This is a genomic window from Sphingobacterium phlebotomi, assembly GCF_008180195.1.
In the GTDB taxonomy this organism is placed as follows: domain Bacteria; phylum Bacteroidota; class Bacteroidia; order Sphingobacteriales; family Sphingobacteriaceae; genus Sphingobacterium; species Sphingobacterium phlebotomi.
In genome coordinates, this window is record NZ_VTAV01000013.1 from 103,406 (window position 1) to 125,824 (window position 22,419).

Consider the following 22,419-nt stretch of genomic DNA (forward strand, 5'->3'; position numbering starts at 1 on the left):
AAAAATTTATATTACTTCAATATTCACAGGGCCAAGCAAGCCCGAGGGCAATAATTTTTGATCCTTTTCAAATGAGATATTCGTACGGGTCAACCGTTCAGACGATTGTAGCCCTATATCGCCAATAAGTCTATTCGGCCATAAATTGATTACAGCAATTTCCAATCGGTTAGCACCTAACTTAACTGCGTGGGTAATGTCTACCCTCCAAGGAGAAGTCCATATCACCCCCAGATCTTTTCCATTTAATCTTACCGAAGCAATTTCCTTCACGACGCCAAGGTTGATGAATAACTTCGTATACGACGTCATTTGCTTATCCACCTGAAAATCTTTCTGATAAATTGCTTTTCCCGAATAATATTTGATACTATCTAATGCATGTTGGCTCCAGTCCTGCAGTTGATCAAATGTTATTGTTTCCGGTCCTCCCCATTCTTTATCAAAGTCTACCGTCCAAGAGCCTGAAATCTCTTTTAAAACCTGCACATCCTTTAAATAATCAGGAAGAGCACTTAATGTGTTTCGTTTTTGTATTTTTTTAGGGAACAAGATAAAAAAGGATTCGAACGGTGCAAATTTCAACGAAATTTCCGTATGGTTGTCGATGTCTTTAAAAGCGATATCTCGGATTCGTTCGCCTTTCACGGGATGCCATATTTCGGGGTTACGCCCACTCATCCGAAATGTACATACAGATTTTACTTCTTTATTAAGTCTATTCGAAACAAAGTAAATATCAGCCACGTCGTCCTTCCGATGAATAAAATCAATTGTATCAGATCCCAAATCTGATACAAAATCCGGCGTAATACGTATATCGTTCAAAACTTCATGAGCAGTCTTCCCCCAATATACCCTACCGCTGCCATATCGGTTCATCAGAACGGTATGGCCATCACATTTTCCCCAGACATCCAAAACAATCTGTTGAATATGCTTATCCGACGCCGGAAAATTCAAAAGTCCAGAATCTTTTGTCGGTGGTTTTCCGACAACAATCGCTCCCTCTTTTACCAAACCTTGAACCTTCCTTAATACAGCTTCTGGCATACTTTCATCGTCCGGCAAAATCAACACACTATACTGCATGCCGTCTGGTAAGGTTAACAATCCATCCTTTACTTTTAATCTTGTCAACAGAACCTCTTCATTACAAGCATCATAATCATACCCTTCCCCGAGTTGTTTGACCGAACCTTTTACGCCGACAACATTGGGAATAGTATCTCCATTGTAATAAAGGGCGTCCGCAATAAATTTTCCTTTCCGGAGTAAATACTGGCATCGGGCAATATAATTGAGGAAATCAGCAGCGTATTCCCACCAGGTTACATTGGGATTAAAATGGGTACCGGCGTAATATTCGTACCCAGGTTTTCCATCCTGCGGTCTAGTAGCCGTAGAAGTATGGATTAATATCCGATTTATTCCTTCACAAAAAGCTCGGTCGGTAGATTGCTTCAATGTTGCTGGGGAGTCCTTCCAATGACGATAGGTGGTAAAGGATTCCGCCGAAGCGAGAGGTTTACCATAAATATGGGCCGCAGAAGCCACCATCTTACAAACTTTATTATAACCATCGTCCAGTCTTCTTGTCCAATAAGATAGGTTCTCAGAAAGACCGTCTGGTTCATCATGCTTAATTCCTAACCAAAATTCTCCCGTCGGCAGATCACTGCGACCCAGATTCTTCATCCCATCCATCGACATAGAGGCTGATCGACTTGGCCCCGCCGATTCATTCTGAACTAACAAACCATTCTCATGACATAATTCCGCAAACTTCTTGTAATGACCATCAGCCATACAATCTGCAACTGTTTTACGGTAATCTAACAAGAACCTCCCAGTCACATCCAACGTATCAACAATGTAACCTCCAAGTGCCGGTAAATACGGTGCAGGATCGTAGCCTCTGTAATGGATAAATTTCGCTATAATCTGGTCTGTCCAATTCGGGAAACCGTCCTCAAAACTGTCGTCCGCAAAAAAATGGAGATTGAAGTCCTCTTTTTTTGCATCTTCCAGCAGAATCTTCCCCAAATGTTCAAATTGCTTAATTACGCCTTCACCATTCAACCATCCCACGGAAAGCCCGTCAGCTTCGGGCTGCGCTATAGATAATCTGGAACCGGTCATGCGATGACCGGTTCTAATGATCATCCAATCACCTTCAGGTACATCCCAATTTAATGTACCATCAGCTGAAAAGTATTGCGTAAGATCAATAACACTATCTTTAGATACTGCTCCATCCGTCGGTAAACTTTCCAAGGGAATCGTTACCGTTTCCATCAATTCATCTGCCTTGAGCCCATGACTCGCATCTGCTCTGTTTGCACGAGTTGTAATATTATCTAGTCTTTCTTCATCTAGAATTTTCTCATTTCCTCTGTACGGAAAGGCAACGACTGCAGTATCCCTATAATCCAGCTCGTGTAGAGGAAGATCGATATAATTCTTGTATCCAGGTGCATTGTGCAAGTTGTTGTAACCTACCCGATTTCCCGGTAACGGAAGTCTGTCATGAAACTTGGTTGGTCCCGAGACTTTGAGTTCAGATTGTAAGTACCATCTTCCTGCTATATCAGGCGTAATCCAAGGGCCACCCATTGCCCATCCTGAGCACAGGTTAACACCAATTTTTATATTTAGGCTTTTCGCTCGGCGTAATGCATAGCAAAAAAGCTCCCGCCATTCATCAGAAAGAAACTGAACACCTACTGGCATATTCGACCCGGCAGAATTCACCAATAAAATATCCATGATTCCTTTGTCCTTGAATTCCGTCAAATCTCGCTCAATACCTTCCTTATCTATCAAACCATTAAGCCACCACCAATAACACCCCGCTTTATTTTCATCAGCCGGATTACTAAATCCTTGATAATAATCAAGCAAGGGATCTGGTTCCGGAAAGGTCAAACCCTGCGAAAATATTTTTTTGGATACAGCTAACAGCGCAGTCGATGAAATAAACGTTCTTCTGTTCATGAAAATAACTTTATTTAGTGTTTATAGCTCATATTAGTAACCCGCTGCCGAGCTCAACTCGGTAACGATGTCTACATGATTTTGTTCATAAGTTCTGCCAAATCGATCCGTCACCACGACCCTCAAGGTACTATTAGGATTATCAATCCTATACGTGTATAGATGTCTTGTGGTTGTACTATAGTTACTTGGATTTCTATTCAATACACCTAAATGATAACCTTTAGACCACGCATCTTGATTTAACGGGCTACTTGTCGTTAAAGTCATATCACCCAGCTTGGCACCATCCATATACACCTCAACTTTCCAAGCCGGATCGGCATTCCAGACATTAGCGATTAATGTATTTCCTGGCTGTCCATAAGTAAAATAACCATATTGTCCCCCAAACGACATATCACCCCAATGTAGTCTAAATTGAAAATCTCGCGGCAGTTTTGTGGGTTTATAAATCCAATCCTTAATAGTCGTACCTTCGATTTGAAAAATCATATAACCATTCGGCGTACCATCACCGTTAATAGTCGATTTCCACCAAGCCCCACAAGTTGCCGCATGTACGTGCTCATATATTTCCTTGCCCGAAACGCTATGAATATAATTTTCTGCGTAATGGGTGTGACCACTCATTAAATGCACGGTCTTAAAATCTTTAATCAGATTAAAAAACTGTGTTCTGGTAGAAAAATTGGTTCCTCTCAATGGCATATGGTAATACACAATTAACATTTTATCTTTAGGAACATGACTTAAATCTTGCTCCATCCAATGAATCTGTTCTTGACTTATTCCCATACTATAATCCGAAGTATTCGAAAAAACCACATTGTCCAGACAGACAAAGTGTACATCGCCCATGCTGAATGAATAGTTCGTAGGACCAAATACATTCTCAAACACCTCATTTGTTTTTACAGTACCACTGGAAAATTTATCGTGATTACCAATAGTGGTAAAGACCGGCATTGCTGTCGATCCCAGTCTTATTTTCATCGTATTCAATAGGCTAGCATTATCCGCCACCACATCGCCCAAAGATATTCCAATGACCGGTTGCGAAATCGTTGCTAACTCTGTTGTGACATCTATTAGCGTTTCTTCTGTAAACCTTCCTACCTCTGCTTGACTAGCGACCTGCGGATCGCCCAATCCAAACAAAACAAAATTCTTATCTACTGTTGTTCTTTTGTTTAACGTAAAATTATGCTGTTGAGGATTATTAGACGTGTTCAACGTTTTATAGAATAAAGGTGCTTTTCTGTTGGACGATTCCACTGCAATTTCATATTCAGCCGGTGTAGAGTAATGTACAAATTTAGCGTTATTATCTTTTTTAAATTGATATACACCTTTGTTGTCCGTTTTTACTACCGTATATCCATCTGTAACAACCACATTTGCGATAGGGTTATTGGCCTCATCCAAAATATAACCATACACATTATTTCCGTTAACCAATTCCACCTGGGGTAGGTCGGGTTCATCATCACCTTTTCCATTACCCGGTCCATTGTCCCCACTTCCGTTGTTTTTCGAACAGCCGAGGATCAAAAAGGCTAAGATAAAGTGGAAGACAAATAGACCTCTCACATTTACAAATATGCTCTTCATCACTATTTAATTACTTTAGAAATTTCAATATTGTCCAATAAGAATCTACCGTTGCCTGCATTTCTGGCTCTAAACTCAATTACCGTCTCTGCTGTTGCGCCCTCCACGATGATTTCCTTATCCGTCCAGCCTGGAGTCAAAGATATTTCGCGATTGGCATCATCCGATGTACCGGCGTTCAATACGCGCACCGTAACGGTAGCGTTGGGATCCAAAGACCCACTTTCACTCCATCTGGCTGCGGTAAATTTCACTTTCACATCTGCCCAACCCGCTATCGCAGTCAGTGGCGGCGTAGCCAAATATCCGTCCGGACTAGCCGCTGTGCCTATCTTAATGTAACCAGGTCTTTCGTACACTCTTAGACCCGTCCATCCTTCTAATCCCCTGGAAGCTACAAACGTGGGATGCATTGTCGCAAAATAATCTCCTGTACCATCTGTATTCCGCGTACCGCTGACAGCATATGCTGGATTTGGAGGAAGCACTCTCAGTCCTGCTTCTGTAGGCCAGGTCCCCACCAAATGTAATCCTTGAGCATTTCCTACATGATCCCCTCCTAACACCAAAAGATCAAAATCCTGTGATAAATATACCGTACCTATCGGGTCGTTGTTACCCTGCTCTCTCACCGCAGTATTCACAATCAATGTCTGACCTAAAATCTGTATGTTGAAAGTAACCTGCCCGTCTGTCGTCGGCGTTCCGGTAATCGGCAACCTTACTTCTCCGTTTTCGGAAGACATATCCACGTCGGTATTAGACACTTGAATACCAGCAGATCCGATACCGCTAATTTGGGTACTTACCGAGACCCCTTCTTCTAAACCTCCTTTATTATAAGGTATCACAAGATAAGTGTCTTCCAAGGGAAAGTTAGAGACCAGTCCAGCCGTGAAATAGGGTGTGCCGAAGATTACCTTGCCTTCCTCTTGGCTGATATTAATTAAAGCCTCTTTTTCTCCGGATACAATCTTGATAATACCATTTCGCATATCCCCTACATTCCGGGATGCTGTTACATTGACGATCTGCACCGTCTCTCCATCGCCCACCCCTTCTATTGGGTCTACGGACACCCAATCCGCCTCGCTCAAATCAATAGACCAGGAGCCATTTGCCCTTACGGTAAATGTTTCGTTAGATTCTTCATAAGCAAAACTAAGCTGATCTGTATCTCGTTTTAAAAACAGTGCGCTGTTTTCATCTTTCGAGCACGAGAGTACGAAAAAGAATAACAATCCAGCTATCCCCATATAATAAAAATTCTTCATAACAATATAGTTTACTCCCAGTGACGGTTCTGTTTAAGATTCTCATTCATTTGTAAAGCGGTAGTAGGAATTGGTCTCAGATATTTTTTATCGGACCATTCGCGGTTCTGCTGAAATCCGAACTCTAAATTGCCCGATGTGCCATTTGTCAGTCTATAAGTCGAACCTAATACAACATAAACTACACCCGGTACTCTAGAAGCCGCAGGAGGTTCTGCATCTACAACAGCCACGTCCATGATTCCGTCATTGTTCAAATCATAAGGTGTGTCTTTCGCAGCAAAATAAATCCCGTTCCAAGTCTGTGCAGTCTTATCACCCAATTTCCATCTCATCAGATCATCATATCGTAGGTTTTCATGTGCTAACTCTACTGTCCTTTCCCGTCTAATTTCCAATAACCACATATCCGATATATTATGGTAATAATTAGCCAAATAGGAGTCCACCGAAGTAGGTGGAGTACCATTGACACCAGCACGCTCCCGCAATAGCCGAATAGAATTATTCCATTCCGGTATGCCAAATTCACGGAGTTCAGCTTTAGCTTCCGCATAGTTTAGCAACACTTCTGCATAACGGAACATGGGAGCCGAATTGTAGGATGTGGCAATACCCACATGCACATCATCATCAATAGCCCACTTGATCAATTGGTAGCCTGTAGAAGTCAGTGCAAAATTCGGTGCATCTTTCCTGACTGTGCCACCTACCCTCCGTTCATAATCCGGACCGACAACGGTTTGTTTTAGTCTATTGTCGCGGTTTACAAAATTCTCTTGATAGCTCTTGGTCATATAATTTGGGTCGTCAGTAAAACGAGAGCCATCCAAGTGGAGATAATGGTTCACAAAATCCTGGGTTAACGACCAGTTATTACCAAAGGAAGCGGAGAAAAGTTTCCAGGTCATGGAGTGCATACGTACATCTGTCTGAAACTTGATGCCCAAAATAACTTCTCTGGTATTCAGTGCTTCCGAAGTGAACAATGATCGGTATTGTGTACCGACATTAGCAGGATTATTCACCAACCCATACACCTGTGCATCCATTAAGGTTTGTGCTGCATTCGCCGCCTCTCTCAAAAATAGATTCGCACCTTGATCGCCATCTTCCCAATCTTTCTCAGTAGAAAGATTTTTGGGATGGTATTTACGATATGTTCCTTCAAATAGGCAAACTCTAGATTTGAATGCCAAAGCCACCCATTTATTAATCACGGTTGAACTCGCTACATATCTCGGATCCGTAGAACAATTTTCAGCTGCAAAACTCAAGTCTTCCAGTACTTTTTGCATGACATATTCCCGGCTATCTCTCGGTTTTTTAAGTAACTCTTCCTCATCGACTTCTAGCGCTTTATCATACCAAGGTACATCTCCAAAAGTCTGTACTATCCCATAGTAGAAATATGCTCTCCAAAATCGTCCAACTCCTTCATAATGTCGGTAGACTTCATCTGACACGTTAGCTCGGGCCTTGGGTAGATTGTCCAAGAAATAATTTACGTTTCGCAGTTCGGACCATGTACCGCTCGATCCCCCACTCCATCCACCTTGCAAATCAGCCGTCCATGTATCTCTGATCAAAAAAGCAGTAGAAGTTCTCGTCGCTGTAATATCACTATACTGATCTCCCCAAGCCAACGTTTCCTCACTAGGCATATGTCTTTGGATAAAACCATTGGCATACAGCTCCAGATCGGCCTCCTTTGTCATAAAGTTTATTGAACCTATTTCGTTTTCCGGCTCCCTTGTCAAAAATTTCTCGCATGATGTTGTTACCCCTATTAACAGCACACCATATAGAAAAAATATCTTCTTCATATCTCGTTGTTTACAATGTTAAATTTAACCCTAATGAAAATGTCCTTAGCATTGGATAACCATACCCATCTCCATCAGTACCTGAGGTAGATCTAAAGTCTGTGTCCCCTGCATGGATAACCTCCGGATCGAAGCTTTTTGTACGTTTGTAAAGTGGAGACCAGGTAAATACATTCTCGCCCGAAACGAAAACTTTTACTTGTTGAAATCCATATTTGGATGCAAAGGATTGCCTCAACGTATAATCGATTTGAAAGTTCTTCAACCTTAGATAGGCAGCATTCTGCAAGAACCTATCATTGGTCACGGTCATAGCTCTGTTCGCATTTTGAGCTAAATATCCTCTATAGCGCGGCCAGTAAGCATTTTCATTTTGGTTCTCTTCCGTCCAGACATTATCACCCACATGCTCTTTTAACATATAACCATAAGGTCTACTGTACTGTCCCCAGAAATAAGCTGATTCCCGTGCCGGATACCAATCTCTCCTACCTACTCCTTGAAAAAATGCACTTAACCCGATGTTATTCCAAGACATATTTACGTGAAATCCGTATTGCATCCTGATTGATGAATTCCCGATAATCCTTTGATCTCCTGGGTCGCCCACGGTATTCGCACCTTGATTGATCTCTCCGTCTTCATTCAAATCTAGAAATTTCATATCACCAGGTTTTAAAATATTGCTACCAGATACAGGAATCCTAGATTGGTCCACACCATAGTTGTTGATCTCATCTTGGTCTCTAAACAAACCTCCAACAGAATACCCCCATATCTCGCCTATCTCCATACCTTCGTAATACGTCATAGACAACAGTTTTTCATTGTTATTAAACTTTGTCACCCAACTTCTGTTATCCCACAACATCCCTCTCACACCGTAATTGAATGGCTTCCCCGCCAAAGAAAACTGATCTCTCCATTCCAGCGAAACCTCCCAACCTTTAGTTTTCAAGTCCGCATAGTTACCTCTTGGCACTGTTGCACCAAATACATGAGGCAACTCCGGCCCGAGCGTAAACATATCTGTCGTATAGCGCTGGTAATAGTCAAATACCAAAGACATCCGGTTATTAAGCACATTCAAATCTACTCCCACATCATAAGTCGTGGAGCGCTCCCATGTTAACGATTCTGGGATATTAGCCGGCATATACGTATAGGGTACCAATCCATCATTAATAATATAGGAGGTCCGTGCAATATTCATTGTAGGAATGAAAAGAAAAGGATCCACATTTCCATTACCTAAACTTCCTACCGAAGCCCTAAATTTCAAATCCGAAATCCAATTGACATTATCCTTGATGAAAGATTCATCCGATGCTCTCCATGCCACGGAAGCCGAGGGGAAAAATCCCCATTGTTGATTTGTTGGGAATTTCGACGACCCGTCGTAGCGCCCACTGAATTCTGCTAAATATTTTCCTTTATAGTTATAATTCACCCTAAACAAAGCTCCGGCATAAGCCCATTCCTCACCCGTTTGGTTGAGGGTATAAAAATCACCATCCATCAATGCAAAGCTTGGTTTATCCGGATAGAGCAGACCTCTTCGGTATGCCATTTGGTTTCTCGTTATTTTTTCTTCGATATTAAATCCTGCAAGGATATTCAAAGAATGGTCCTCATTATTAAATTGGGGGATATAGTTCAATGTAGCATTGGATGCTATGTATTGATTGGTATAGTTCCAAACTTCCAAAGAGCTAAATGTTTGTCTGGATTTCATGATAGCCGGCCCTGTATAAAAATCATACATATTCTCCACACGGGTTCTATCTGAGTGATTATAAAGATAGGTGAAGTCTGCTTTTGCAATTAGGCTATTGGGTATAATGTCATAAGTTAACGTAGTCGTATTGCGCAAATCGAACTTGTTGTTTTTCTGATAAGATGTACCTTCTACGAAACCAGCCCAGCCCATGTACACAGCTGCCTCCGTCCAAGTACCATCGAGATTTTTCTCCAAGGTCATGGGATATCCTTGGTGTTCCAACATCCGCGGTAACAATTGCCTATCGTACATCACCATCGGCTGGTGGATATTACGACGGATGAAATCTGTATTGTTATTCAGCACCAGATTAGGTAAAATTTTAACCTCTCCTTTTGCACGGAAATTGTATTGTCTATAGTTTTCGTTACCCGCATTATATATCCCATCTTGATCGTAGACTCGTCCCGAGACATAATAATTAGCGTTATCGCCTCCTCCCGTTACAGACACGTTGTGCTCACTGCTTAAATTATAGTCTTTATAGATAATATCAAACCAATTCGTATTCCCGAAATATTCATACTCCCCAAGGCTATTCACCCGCATCTTTTCAAACGAATCGTCCGAATTTCGTTTTACCAGCTCATTGTACCAATCCGTCGAATATTTAAAAACATTATTAATCCCCGCAGGAGGTGTACCTAGATCCATACCTTCCATATAGGCTTTATACCAGCCATCCGTCCACTCCAATCCATTGTCAACGATATTATTTTCCATTTTCACAATCCTATCATTGACTGTATATCCGCCACTATAGCTGACTCTCGGTTTGCCCTGCTTCGCCCTTTTGGTGGTAATCAAAACAACCCCAAATGCACCTCTGGCACCGTAAATAGCCGCCGAAGACGCATCTTTTAAAACCGATACACTTTCTACATCATCCGGGTTTACCGTTGTCATATCTCCCTCGACACCATCTATCAAAATCAATGCAGAGCCACCAGCGCCGATACTACCCTGTCCACGGATATTCAATGTTGCGCCTCTAGATGGCTTACCATCTCTCATGCTTATGTTCAGCCCCGGCATCTGCCCCTGCAAGGCACGAGAAATATTCATGTTTCCCCTGTTCTGTAACTTGTCGCCGCTGATCTGATCTACTGCTCCTACCAAATCTCTTCTCTTCGCTGTACCATACCCGATGACCACTACTTCATCCAGATTTTTCTCCTCTGCAGTCAGTACAAATCGTAAGGACTTTTCATCTTTATAAAAGAATATCTCTTCTTTATATCCAATGAGGCTGACGGTAATTACGTCCCCTCTATTTACGCTTACAGAAAACTCCCCGCTTGGATTTGTTGTTGTCGTTACTCCCTTAGAAACCGATACCGTAGCACTCTGTAGTGGTGCCCCATCTGCTCCAAGTACAACGCCGTCCACAGTCCTGGTTTGCTGTGCATAAGAACACATAAAAATCATCGCCAGGATGCTGAGTAAATAGATTTTCTTTTTCATACACGTTTTTGTTAAATTCTTTGTTAGTTAATTCACATCCATCAGAAATCAGCCACCCTATTTTATCGCCTCACTCACCTCGATAGGTAAATCAGACTCTAACACTGCAGCACCATCGGCAAATACAGCACGGTATTTCTTTGCGCGCTCTTCTTTCGTTGGTAGTTTATCATACGTTGGCGCAGTCGATATCATACACATCACGCCTTTGGATTTAAAAAAATCATACATCGCTTGGTTAGCTTCCTTTATTTCAGGGCCGATATAGACAATCATCCTATTATAGGGAAGTCCGGAAGCTTTAAACTCCTCCAATGCTTTTTTATCCTTTATGTGCATGGACAGGTATTGATTGGGGTTTTTATTTAGGTAGAACCTCGCCTGTTCCACATTATGCACCGTAACCCATACCCATTTGTAGGCGTTATGCTTCCGAATTATTTCAGCCGTTACCTCCATAGGCAAGTCTTTTTTATCCAGGTTTAGGATTGTTTTTCCCTTCGCCCACTTGATCATTTCGTCTAAGGTATTGATACGATATTTGGTGGGATTACCATCATGATCTTTCAACCGCAATTTTTTAAGCTCTTTCCAAGTATAATCGGCAACTTTCCCTGTTCCGGTCGTTGTACGGTCTAAGGTTGCATCGTGAACCATAACCGGCACACCATCTTTGGATAAACGCGGGTCTATTTCAAAAATCGCCGGGGTATGTTTCAACACCCCATTCATGGCTACAATGGAGTTTTCCGGAAGCCCCTGCTCCATTGTTCCGCGGTGTCCGCTAATAATCTTTTTACCGGGCACATACCTAAAGTACGCGTACATCTCTTCCACATTGTTAAAGTTCAGTTTATGAAGTTTTTGTGCGGTTACAGAGGAGAAGATGAATATACATACAAAGAAGAGCGTAGTAGGATATAGAATTCTTTTCATAATATAAATTTGTTAATGAATAAATCTATTTATTTTAAGTATTTAACTTTAGCAATTGACAACCGTGATGTGGTGTTAACGTGAGTAGTGTCAGCGCTGAATTTTCTTGAACCAAGCGTCTATAGTTTTTTAACGGCATCCCTAATTGACTCGCTAAAAACAATCGGTTAACCCCATTATGTCCAACGACCAAAACGGTTTTACCACTATATTTCTCGATCAGCTCATTGTAGAAGGATTGTAGCCGGGAAACCACCTGCATAGCCGTCTCTCCGGTTCTTCCTGCGGGAAAACGTTCAGGAGCTGCCAACCAGTTTTCCCAAGATTCGGGATCTTTTGTTTGGAATTCTTCTGGACGTAGCCCTTCCCATTCGCCAAAGTCGACCTCTATCAAACGATCGTCAACCCATACTTTTTTAGTGTTACCGGAAGCAATTTCTGCCGTTTTTCGGGCTCTTTGCAGTGGTGAGGAATAAACAGCATCAAAGCGGTATTCTTCCAACAATTCATACATTCTTTTTGCCTGAGAAACACCCTTTTCTGTCAGCTGAATATCCGTCCGTCCACAGTATCTATTCCCATCGGCGTTGAATAGCGTCTCGCCATGTCTGAGCAAACAAATCGTAACCATTTATAAATAATTTAATACCTTAAGTTTCTGTTTAAATTGCTGATACTGATCTTCATACCGAACAACCAATCGGTCGTCAGGGTAAACCTCTTTTTCCATTGTAGTCATCTGCGGAGCTGCTTCTATGACGGATTGATAATATGTATTGGAAGCTGCCATAATCGCAGCACCTAATGCGCCACTTGCAGCTTTACATTTATAGATAGGTACATTTAACATTGACGCCCTTATCTTTAACCACACATCACTATTGCTACCACCTCCTGCGGTATACACCGCAGCAACTTTTTCGCCGGAGAGCTCTTCAATAATTTCGTAGGCAAGCCGTTCAATACAAGCCACGCCTTCCAAGTTTGCCGCGTACAATTCCGCTTTAGACGCCTGTTCCGGCACAATCGCTCGCGCGTGTGGTGCCGATAGCGGATACCGTTCGCCGTCTTGAAGCAAAGGCCAAGCAATCTTACCGGTAGGTATTAATTTCTCTGCTGCCTGATTCCATTGTAATATATCCGAAGAAAAATCAACAGTAATCCAATCTGCTCCCGTGTTGCTTGCACCACCCGGCATCCAGTACCCTTCGGGGTGTCGATGGCTATATAACCTTCCTAGTGGATCAATCACTTGGTTTCTTGTTACGCCTTTTATAACCAACGTGGTGCCAATAGTCGTGTTCCAATCCCCCGGCTTAACCGCACCGGATGCCACTTGACTTGCACAACCATCCGTCATCCCGACGACCACTTCTATCTCTTTTAGCCCCCAACGGGTAGCTAAATCCTCCTGTAACCGTCCAACCACCGTACCCGATGGAACTACCGCTTGTAACCATTCTTTCTTCAATCCCAACTCATCGATTATATACGCCGGCCATTTTAAATTGGCAACATCATATCCCGATTTCAATGCATTCGTATAATCTGTTGTTTTATAAACCCCCGATAACTTGCCGACCATATAATCTGACGCGTGAATCCATAGGGCAATACGGTTTCTTTTGTCGGGATAACGCTCCATAAACCAAAGCATCTTACTGATACCACTGGAAGCATTAAATCCGGTATAGCCGTCTTTCACATGTCGCAAAGCTATTTTCTGAATACGTTTTCCTTGTTCAGCAGACCGTCCGTCGCTATACATAATAGCATTATGAAGCGGCTGGTTATTTTGGTCTAAAGGAATAACCGTACCGGATGTCGAGGTAACGGATACAGCCCGTATGGCTGATTTATCAAAATCTGCCGGCAAACTATTCAAAACTTCATCAAGAAGTTCTACACCAGCATTCCACCAAATGGTAGGCGACTGTTCTTCTCGTGCACGCTCGTCTAAGACAAAAGAACGGGAAGCAGAAGCGATCAATGCTCCTCGCTGATCAACGAGAACAGTCCTGGCTCCTTGTGTTCCGATATCTATCCCTATAAAATATGCCCGCATGTTAGGATATGATTTGTTTAAAGGTTTTGCGGGCATTCTTCCACTCCACGTATAACTGTTCAAATTGTTCATGGTCTTCTGGAAATGTTTCGTCCAACAATACCGGTGTTGCATTGTCTATTCCGAGCGCATCGTTACAAACAAAAACGCCACCCAAGACTGACGCTTGTCGATATGTAGCCCGAATCCGGATGCTCTTGCCAAGTAGATTTGCTAAAAACTGTCTCAGCTTCCTACTTTCTATCCCACCTCCACATGCCCAGATATAGCTTTCCTGATGTACGGAAACATCACACAGGAATTTATAGTTCTCATAAATAGAGCAGGCAATATCCCATAAAATGGAAAACACGAAGCTTCCACGAGTAAGCTGATGTGAGACAGGTGCATTAAAAATAAATCCACCCTTGGTCAATGGTTCATCTTCATCGGCGATCAACGACCCCAAAGATGCTACACACTGGGAATAACTGGTATCATCCAATTCCCGTTCGATCACGTCATAACCTTCATTCGGATAGAAAATCTCTTTCAAGCGCTGATAGTTCAAGCCTGTAACGCCAGCATTAGCTTCTAAAATAAAATGGGATTCGTCAATATGTCTGCTCGTCCATGTACGTTGATTTTTATCTTTAACGTACCGTTCCACAATCTTGATAATGGGTGTAGTCGTTCCGGAAACAATGACCAGGTCGTTTGTCGATGGCTCCATGCTGCGTATCGCCAACTGCGTATCGCCACCACCTACTACCACAACAGCTTCTGTTGAGATATGCAATATTTGGGAGACATCCGGAAGTATTTCTCCCAATACCGTTCCGGATTGTTTCAACGCGGGGAAAATATCATTAGGGATATCAAATAGCGCTATGAGTTCTGCAGACCACTGTTTCTTTTCCACATCGTATAATAACGTTTCTGACGCCTGTGAATGCTCATAGCACGTAACACCCGAAAACTTAAATTGTATCCAATCGCTAATGCTCATAAAACAGGTCGTATTTTCAAACAAGTCGGGATATACGTTACGGAGACCAATCAGCTTATATACAGAAAACAGGGATGTGGGATAACGTCCTGACAGTTCATAAACCCGATCCTTTTGTGTCAGTTCCTCCTCCCATTTGCGGCCGCGATGATCGATATTAGGCATACCCAACAAGGACATCCCTTCCCTGTCGACCACAACGATTCCTTCGCGTTGGCTCGTGGCTGTGACCGCTTTAATACAAACTTCTCCTGCATCCGACAGCGCCTCTGTCGCCAATTTTAAAATCTGTTGCCACAACGCCTCCGGACTAAAATAAATGGATTCCTCGTACTTCGTATCGGCATGATACTGTACATTCTCCCTTTTTATAGCTAGTATGTCGCCTGTCGGTGTCGCTACGCCCACCCGGGCATTACCAGTACCTATATCGACGATTAAATACGCTTCTTTTTGTGCCATAGTCAGTTTGTTGTTTGTTTTTCCAAAACCGCTTTGTTGACAAGCTGTTTGATAGTTTTATCGCCTTCATGAAAAAATGCCCGCAGGTTGTTGTTCATAATAAAAGCGTGGTGATCCTCCACTTCGTGCGTTGCTCCGGCAATATGTGGTGTTGCTAACACATTTCTATGATGAATCATCTTATAATCTATTTCATCGGGAGGCTCATGGTAAAACACGTCCAAAACAGCTCCACGAATCTGTTCTGTTTCCAACAACTCTAAAAGATCTTCCCTATTTACCACCGTAGCACGGGCGGTGTTCACAAAAATGGCATTCTTCTTTAGCAGAGAAAGATACTTTCTATCAATCATGCCTTTGGTTTCAGCCGTAACTGGCAAATGGATTCCCACTACATCACACACGGAAAACAACTCATCTAATTCCACTTTTTTAAACACAGGATTAGGATCCTCGTAATAAGGGTCATAGTATAAAATCTCTGTTGGAAAACTCAACAACATCCGTGCTGTATACTGCCCTACTGCTCCAAATCCGACCATGCCTACTTTTTTTCCCGCCAACTCATTTCCTTTAAACTGAAGATAAGATGTATGTGCCCCCTCACCCCAATTCTTGCCTTCCAGCCAATCAATTGCAGGCATCGTATTCCGCATAAGTGTAATCACATTCGCAATAAACATTTCGGCTACCGCTTGTGCATTTCTTGCCGGTGTATTGAAAACCGGAATTCCCAGCTCGGTAGCAACAGCCAAATCAATATTGGAAGGTGTACCTCGACAGATGCCCACAAATTTTAAATGCGGGTTAGCGCGCAAAACATCTGCTGTAATTTCATCATGCTCGGATATCAATGCATCTGCTTTTGTTTCTTTCAATAAAGCTTTCAATTCGGTTGGATTATACGCCCGTCCATGAGGCTTCCACGATCTGTAGATAATTTCATCAAATAACCCCTCTAATTCTCTCAGCGCTTTCTCATTCTCATAAGGCGCAGTCAGTAATACTTTCATCATTATCCGCTAATGTTTAATCTTATTCTCGTTATACAATTTCTTTCACTTCTTTCGACTCCGCTACTTTATCTATGGTGATAAACTTGGTTAAGATAGCGCTCAATACATAAAGCCCCGCCAGTACCCAAATAACGCCAGCACTACCTATTGTACCAATCAGAACACCAACTAGTGCCGGCCCTACAAATACAGGGAGTCCGGCACCTAAATTCAAAATAGCCATCGCCGCTCCCTTGTCTTCCTTTACCAATGAAGGAACCAAAGCCGATAAAGGCACATATCCAGCCAGTAACGCACCCCACGCCACGCCTGATGCCATAACTGCCCAATAGCTACCATCAAACCATATTGGCGAGTAGTAGAACAACACGGTAGTAATGGCACACCCCACGCCACCAAACCACATAATCGTGTTTTGCCAGCCCATCCGATCGCCCACAAAGCCAAAAATCAAATTGAAGATGATGTTACTCGTGAAAATTGTTCCCCATATTTGCAGCCATTCTTTTGTTGTAAAGCCATGCTCCGCCATGTATAAAGGAAGAAATACCGGAAATGCAAACTGTGCTGTTGTATTAATCACCCGTACAATCCCTCCCAACAACACCTTAGGTTCTTTTTTCACAATGGTAAGCCCATTAGCCAATTCCTTCCATTTCGATCCTTGGGAAGCTTTTGTTTCAAATTTATCTTTATTGAGAACTAAGGCAAAAAACGCCCCCACCAAAACCCATAATATGGAACTCCACAACGTGTTTTCATATCCTAAACGTCCTATTGCCCAACTGGAATAATAAGCACCAAGCACATTCAATCCTCCTGTAAAAACAAACCAAAACCAGCCAACCGCTCTTCCTAACATATTTTGTGGGGTACGATAGGTAACCCACACCATAAACGAATAGGCAAATAGCGGATATCCAAAACCACGAATAGCATAAAAAAATAACATCGCTCCATAGTCCAGTTTTGCCATTCCGATGCCGACAAACCCGATGGTTCCAATAATATACAGGAGTAAGCCCATAAGCATCGCTTTACGTGGCCCATAGCTCTCCGCCAAGACTCCTGAAAACCAGGATGAAATGGCAATGGTAATACCATATACGGTAAAAAGGGAAGCAGATTGCTGGATATTCATCCCGTGCTCGATGAGGTAAGGGCTTAACCACCCCTGTTCTACACCATCTCCCATCATGAAAATTAAAACACCTAAATAGCCCCATGCCAAATGTCTAGGCAGTCCTGCTTTGTTTAATAGATTTTGGTTCTGTATCATCAAAAAGATTTATAATGGTATTCGCATGTGAACACAAATCAAATGTAACAAAAAAAAACTTTATTAAACAAAATAAAACATAAATAAAACTATTTTTAATATTCCTAATCGAAAACAAGCGTAGATTCAACAAAATAATGATCGCTGGGATACCTGCTGTTATAAGCATCTTTCACTATAGAGGAGGCCTCGGTTTTAATACCTCCTCGAGTAAAAATAAAGTCAATTTTTTTACCGACATCTTTCTTTTCATACTTCTCCCCCTTAAAAAGATGCACGGTATACCCTGGTTCTTCATCGCCGTTAACTTCTGCATAAGAGTCTTTCCATCCATATTTAAATACACTTTGCACAACAGGCGTCTCAACGGAAGCGTTAAAATCTCCCACGAGAATTTGCGGAAAACCAGATGGATATTGAGCAGATTCTTTTAACACAACTTCTATCTGTTTATACTTAGCTTCCTTATTAACATGATCCAGGTGTAAGTTTATTATCCTACACTCTTTCCCCGTAGACTTATCCAACAAACGCACCCATGCAGCATTTCTAGCGCGCGCCGAATCCCATGACATGCTACCCGCTACGAGCGGGGTTTCTGAAAGCCAATATCCGCCCGCCGCTAATAATTCGAAACGCTTTTTTCTAAAAAAAATCGGATTTTTCGCGATACCATGATATCCCGTGGTATGTTGATCCATTTCAGGCCCGTCAAATCCAATTCCCCAAAATTCTTTAAGGTTTTCTTTCAGATCTAGAAACTGATTTTTGAGAACTTCCTGAAAGCCGATGACATCTGCTTCCTGCTGGTTTATAATATGCAAACAGGCCTCTCGGCGATCACGCCATCCTACTCTTTTTTTCGCATCGTCTTCTAGATCTACCCGGATATTACACGTCAATATTTTTAAGCTATTCTTTACTACAGACAAATCCTTCGCCTCCAGTTTTATTCCACCTAAAAAAGGCAAAGCCATAGCGGTTCCCGCACACTGCAGGAATATACGCCGAGAGTGTCGTCGGTTATTCTTTTTCATCTGTTTATTTTTTCTTCTTCCCCCAAATAGACATCATGCTTCAACAATTCCGTCCGCAATTCGTCTACATCAATATCCCCAGGCGAGACCTGATGTTTTATCGCTAATTTAGCCGCTCTACCGGCTGCTTCTCCCATCGCCATACAGGGAGCCATGACACGTATAGCCGACATCGCTTCATGTGTAGTCGAAATCGAACGACCGGCCACCAATAAGTTCTTCACTTTTTGGGGCACTAAGCTACGATAAGGAATATCATAACTATCTCCACACCAAGTTAGTGTACAATCTCCACCTTCGGGATGATGAATATCTAAAGGATAGCTAGCGACTGCTATTGCATCCTCAAAACGGCGTTGGTCTAATAAATCTTCTGCTGTCAACACATAATTACCTACGATTCTTCTGGTTTCACGTATGCCTAAAAAGGGCGCCATCTTGGTAAAGACAGCCTCTTCAAATCCAGGCACAAATTCTTTAAGATAACGCTGGATTTCCTGTACCTGTCGGCGCCCCTCCATTTCTCCAAAGGTGAGACTCTCCGGGTCGGTACCATCTACGCCATTAACCCGAGACATATTCACCCAAATCTCCCCTTCCCGCAATCCTGTAATCAAGATGGTACGCTCTACCGGCAAATTAAAACCTGCCTCCCGCGCTTTTTGCATCACACTGCGCAACCCTACAACAATAAACTGATTATTTTGACCAAAATATTCGGCAGGAATAAAATCGGTTAAATAAGTACGGGGCTCTTTAGCGATACTCACACGTAATTTTTCGGTATCCACACTACCCATACAAAACATTAACGTTGGCGGCTGTACACCGCCTAATTCATTGCCTTGATCGCATTCTACGCCGGCACGGAAAGCTACATCCGCATCGCCGGTACAATCAACAATCGTTTTGGCTAAAATCACCTCTCTACCAGATTTGCTTTCAATAATGACACCCTTGAGTTCGTTCCCGTCCATTACCACTCCGGCAGAAAAAACATAGAGCAGTACCTTAACACCTGCCTCTTCCAATACTTTTAGCCCGATATTTTTTACCGCTTCTGGTTCTACCAAGGTCAAACTCATGTGTAATGGGCACGGCCTATGTTCAGATGCCGCATTCACTTCTTTCAGTCTATCAATAAATTTCTGCGGCAGCCCCTTAATAATCTGGTTTCCTTTTTGCCCTAAAAAACCCAAAATGGGCAAACCGATCGTCATATTTCCACCTACAAAACTTCGGTTATCTATTAAAGCTACACGCACCCCATCTCCAGAAGCTGCCTGCGCAGCCATGATACCTGCGGGCCCTCCTCCTACAACTAATACATCCACTTCCATTCTCACCGGTGTTTGCCTCGCCGGCTCCATGATTGTTTTTAGCTTTTCCATATTTACACTTTTTTATATACGATCTATTTCGTTTTCATTTCACCTAACCTCTATCGGTTTTATGTCCGCGGGAGCTTCCTTTTTGACCATTGTCCACAATACCAATACCGCTAATGGATGCATAAAAGCCATCGCAACAAATATGGTACTTGCATCGACAGATCCCATCATTTGTCCGACGAAATAATTAAAAAGAACAGCACCCAATGCACCAAATCCACCTGCTATTCCAAGTACAGATGCGACGTTCTTTACGGGAAATGCTTCGGCGATAACCACACTAACGGTAAAGAGCCAGCTTAAACACGCCACCGCAACTAGCGCAAAAATCAAAATCGTAAGATAAGGATTATGCACATAGGTTGTTAAACAGCACAATGGGGCGAGAACAGCTACGGATGACAGCATAATTTTCCGCGCTTTTAGTGGTTTCACCCCTTTCCTCACCATCTTATCCGACCATGCTGAGGTACCGATGGCGCCGATATCCGCTACTAAAAACGGAATCCAACCAAACGTACCTATTTGCGCCAATGTCAAACCCGATTCTTCTTGTAGATATCCTGGAAGCCAAAAAAGACAAAAATACCAAACGGGATCACTTATAAACCGAATGAGAAGAATGCCCCACAGCGATTTTCGCCCCCACAATTGTCCCCAGGAAAAACCAATCTTTGAATCATCCACCCTTGTTTCACTTACCGCTTCTTTAAATATTTCCGCAGGCGGCTCTATATATATTAGATACCACAATAATGCAATGATAAATCCTACAATGCCCGCAACAATAAACACGGTATGGAAGTCATATTGTATAGCCAGCCACGCAACTATAGGAGGCGCAATAATCGCTCCTACCGAACTCCCCGCAACACATAGGCTATTAGCAGTAGCACGAAGCTTTCCCGAAAACCAAACGGTAATTACTTTCAGTTGTGCAGGAAAGTTCGTCGGCTCCGCAGCCCCTAGCAATCCTCTAAAAAACAAAAAGGAGCCAAACGTTCTGGATAGGCCACCTCCCAAACAGGCTGTAGACCATCCTAACACACCAATTAGCATAATTTTCCTTTCGCCAAACCGATCAACCAACCACCCCGAAACAGGATACATTAATGCATAGAAAACCGTAAATACATTCAAAACCAATGCATATCCCTCATCTCCCAATTCAAATTCATCCTTTAACATTGGCTTCAGGATAGAAACAATCTGGCGATCATAATAATTAAAGACAATAGCCAAAAATATGACAGCGATGATCAACCATCTTCGTCGATTGGGGTGTATTTGAAATATAGGTTTTGACATAGAAATTTGGCGGTAGCGTTTTTGATATACCGAATATAACTAAATAAAACATAATTAAACAAAATAAAATTAAAATAAAATTACTTTTAACTTCAAGATGTTAAAAATTTAACATTATGTTTAATTTCACATACAAAGTCTTATTTTTGATTTTATATATGGAATTATATATCATAGGATCAACTTTTTAAACAGGCCAGCGATGGACATGAAAAATATTACAGATAGGCATGGTTTTATTATAAATCATATCAATACGCACGGTCGTGCAACCATTAATGAATTGACAGCACTCACCGATGTATCAGGCGTAACCATTCGTAAAGATTTAAAAGTACTGGAAGAAAAGGGTTTACTTTATATAACCAGAGGGGGCGCATCCATCCATAATCCTTACTCCAGCGATAGGCCGATTCAAGAAAAGGCAACCATTAATGCGGAACAGAAAAACAATATAGCACGCGCTGCTGTCAAACTTATTGGTTCAAACGACTCCATTATCATCGGCTCAGGAACAACGGCTTATAGTATAACACAGCATCTCCATCCGACGACCCCCTTAACGGTCATAACACCAGCTATAAAAGTGAGTTTAGAATTGTGTGACCGTCCTAATATGGAAGTACTACAACTTGGCGGTGTTATTCGTAAAAATTCTTCGTCCGTTGCTGGCTCTTATGCAGAATATATATTGGAATCGTTATCAAGTGCGCTAATCTTTATCGGAGTAGATGGCATTGATCTGAATTTCGGTTTTTCGATAAGTAACCTTACCGAAGCGAATATTAACCAAAAAATGATCAATACTTCCCAGATTGTAGTTATTGTAGCTGATAGCACGAAATTCGGGAAACGAGGGATAGGCAAAATCTGCAATATTGAAGATGTGGACTACGTCATTACAGACAATAAAGTTCCGAAGGAATATGTCAGTGCTTTGGAAGAAGCCGGAATACAAGTTATTATTGCATAAGAGGCAATG

At 42.2% G+C, this 22,419-nt stretch carries 15 protein-coding genes; 1 reads left to right on the top strand and 14 read right to left on the bottom strand.

What is annotated here, in order from left to right; all coding sequences use genetic code 11:
- Positions 1–6 precede the first annotated feature (6 nt).
- The 14 genes from FXV77_RS16390 to FXV77_RS16455 form a co-directional block, all read right to left on the bottom strand.
- Positions 7–2,997, bottom strand: a complete 2,991-nt coding sequence (locus FXV77_RS16390; RefSeq protein WP_148920321.1) for a glycosyl hydrolase — start codon at positions 2,995–2,997, stop codon at positions 7–9.
- A gap of 33 nt (positions 2,998–3,030) precedes the next feature.
- Positions 3,031–4,611: a calcineurin-like phosphoesterase C-terminal domain-containing protein gene (locus FXV77_RS16395; protein WP_148920322.1), complete on the bottom strand. Its 1,581-nt coding sequence runs from the start codon at positions 4,609–4,611 to the stop codon at positions 3,031–3,033.
- A gap of 2 nt (positions 4,612–4,613) precedes the next feature.
- Complete coding sequence (locus FXV77_RS16400) at positions 4,614–5,885, bottom strand: BACON domain-containing protein (RefSeq protein ID WP_148920323.1); 1,272 nt, start codon at positions 5,883–5,885, stop codon at positions 4,614–4,616.
- A gap of 11 nt (positions 5,886–5,896) precedes the next feature.
- Positions 5,897–7,711, bottom strand: coding sequence for a RagB/SusD family nutrient uptake outer membrane protein (locus tag FXV77_RS16405; protein WP_148920324.1), 1,815 nt, complete (start codon positions 7,709–7,711; stop codon positions 5,897–5,899).
- 10 nt (positions 7,712–7,721) lie between these two features.
- The gene (locus FXV77_RS16410) at positions 7,722–10,955 is read right to left on the bottom strand and encodes a SusC/RagA family TonB-linked outer membrane protein (protein WP_148920325.1); all 3,234 of its coding nucleotides are present in this window, start codon (positions 10,953–10,955) and stop codon (positions 7,722–7,724) included.
- Between the two features lie 57 nt (positions 10,956–11,012).
- Positions 11,013–11,891: a glycerophosphodiester phosphodiesterase family protein gene (locus FXV77_RS16415; RefSeq protein ID WP_148920326.1), complete on the bottom strand. Its 879-nt coding sequence runs from the start codon at positions 11,889–11,891 to the stop codon at positions 11,013–11,015.
- Positions 11,892–11,925: 34 nt separating this feature from the next.
- Positions 11,926–12,522: a histidine phosphatase family protein gene (locus FXV77_RS16420; protein WP_148920327.1), complete on the bottom strand. Its 597-nt coding sequence runs from the start codon at positions 12,520–12,522 to the stop codon at positions 11,926–11,928.
- Positions 12,523–13,956 (bottom strand): FGGY-family carbohydrate kinase, encoded by a 1,434-nt coding sequence (locus FXV77_RS16425; protein ID WP_148920328.1) that lies wholly within the window; start codon positions 13,954–13,956, stop codon positions 12,523–12,525.
- Between the two features lies 1 nt (position 13,957).
- On the bottom strand, positions 13,958–15,406 hold the full coding sequence (locus tag FXV77_RS16430) for an FGGY-family carbohydrate kinase (protein WP_148920329.1): 1,449 nt from the start codon (positions 15,404–15,406) through the stop codon (positions 13,958–13,960).
- A gap of 2 nt (positions 15,407–15,408) precedes the next feature.
- Entirely contained in the window at positions 15,409–16,422 is a 1,014-nt protein-coding gene (locus tag FXV77_RS16435) for an NAD(P)-dependent oxidoreductase (RefSeq protein ID WP_246162497.1), read from the bottom strand.
- A gap of 28 nt (positions 16,423–16,450) precedes the next feature.
- Positions 16,451–17,701 carry an MFS transporter gene (locus FXV77_RS16440; RefSeq protein ID WP_148920330.1) on the bottom strand — a complete coding sequence of 417 codons (1,251 nt, stop codon included), beginning with the start codon at positions 17,699–17,701 and terminating at the stop codon, positions 16,451–16,453.
- Between the two features lie 104 nt (positions 17,702–17,805).
- The gene (locus FXV77_RS16445; protein WP_148920331.1) at positions 17,806–18,738 is read right to left on the bottom strand and encodes an endonuclease/exonuclease/phosphatase family protein; all 933 of its coding nucleotides are present in this window, start codon (positions 18,736–18,738) and stop codon (positions 17,806–17,808) included.
- On the bottom strand, positions 18,735–20,129 hold the full coding sequence (locus FXV77_RS16450; RefSeq protein WP_148920332.1) for an FAD-dependent oxidoreductase: 1,395 nt from the start codon (positions 20,127–20,129) through the stop codon (positions 18,735–18,737). Before FXV77_RS16450 ends, FXV77_RS16445 begins: the two co-directional genes overlap by 4 nt.
- 39 nt (positions 20,130–20,168) lie before the next feature.
- Positions 20,169–21,437, bottom strand: coding sequence for an MFS transporter (locus FXV77_RS16455; protein WP_148920333.1), 1,269 nt, complete (start codon positions 21,435–21,437; stop codon positions 20,169–20,171).
- A 202-nt stretch (positions 21,438–21,639) separates the two neighbouring features.
- On the opposite strand from FXV77_RS16455, the gene FXV77_RS16460 reads away from it, so the two are divergent.
- Positions 21,640–22,410 (top strand): DeoR/GlpR family DNA-binding transcription regulator, encoded by a 771-nt coding sequence (locus tag FXV77_RS16460; protein WP_317132161.1) that lies wholly within the window; start codon positions 21,640–21,642, stop codon positions 22,408–22,410.
- Positions 22,411–22,419: the final 9 nt, after the last annotated feature.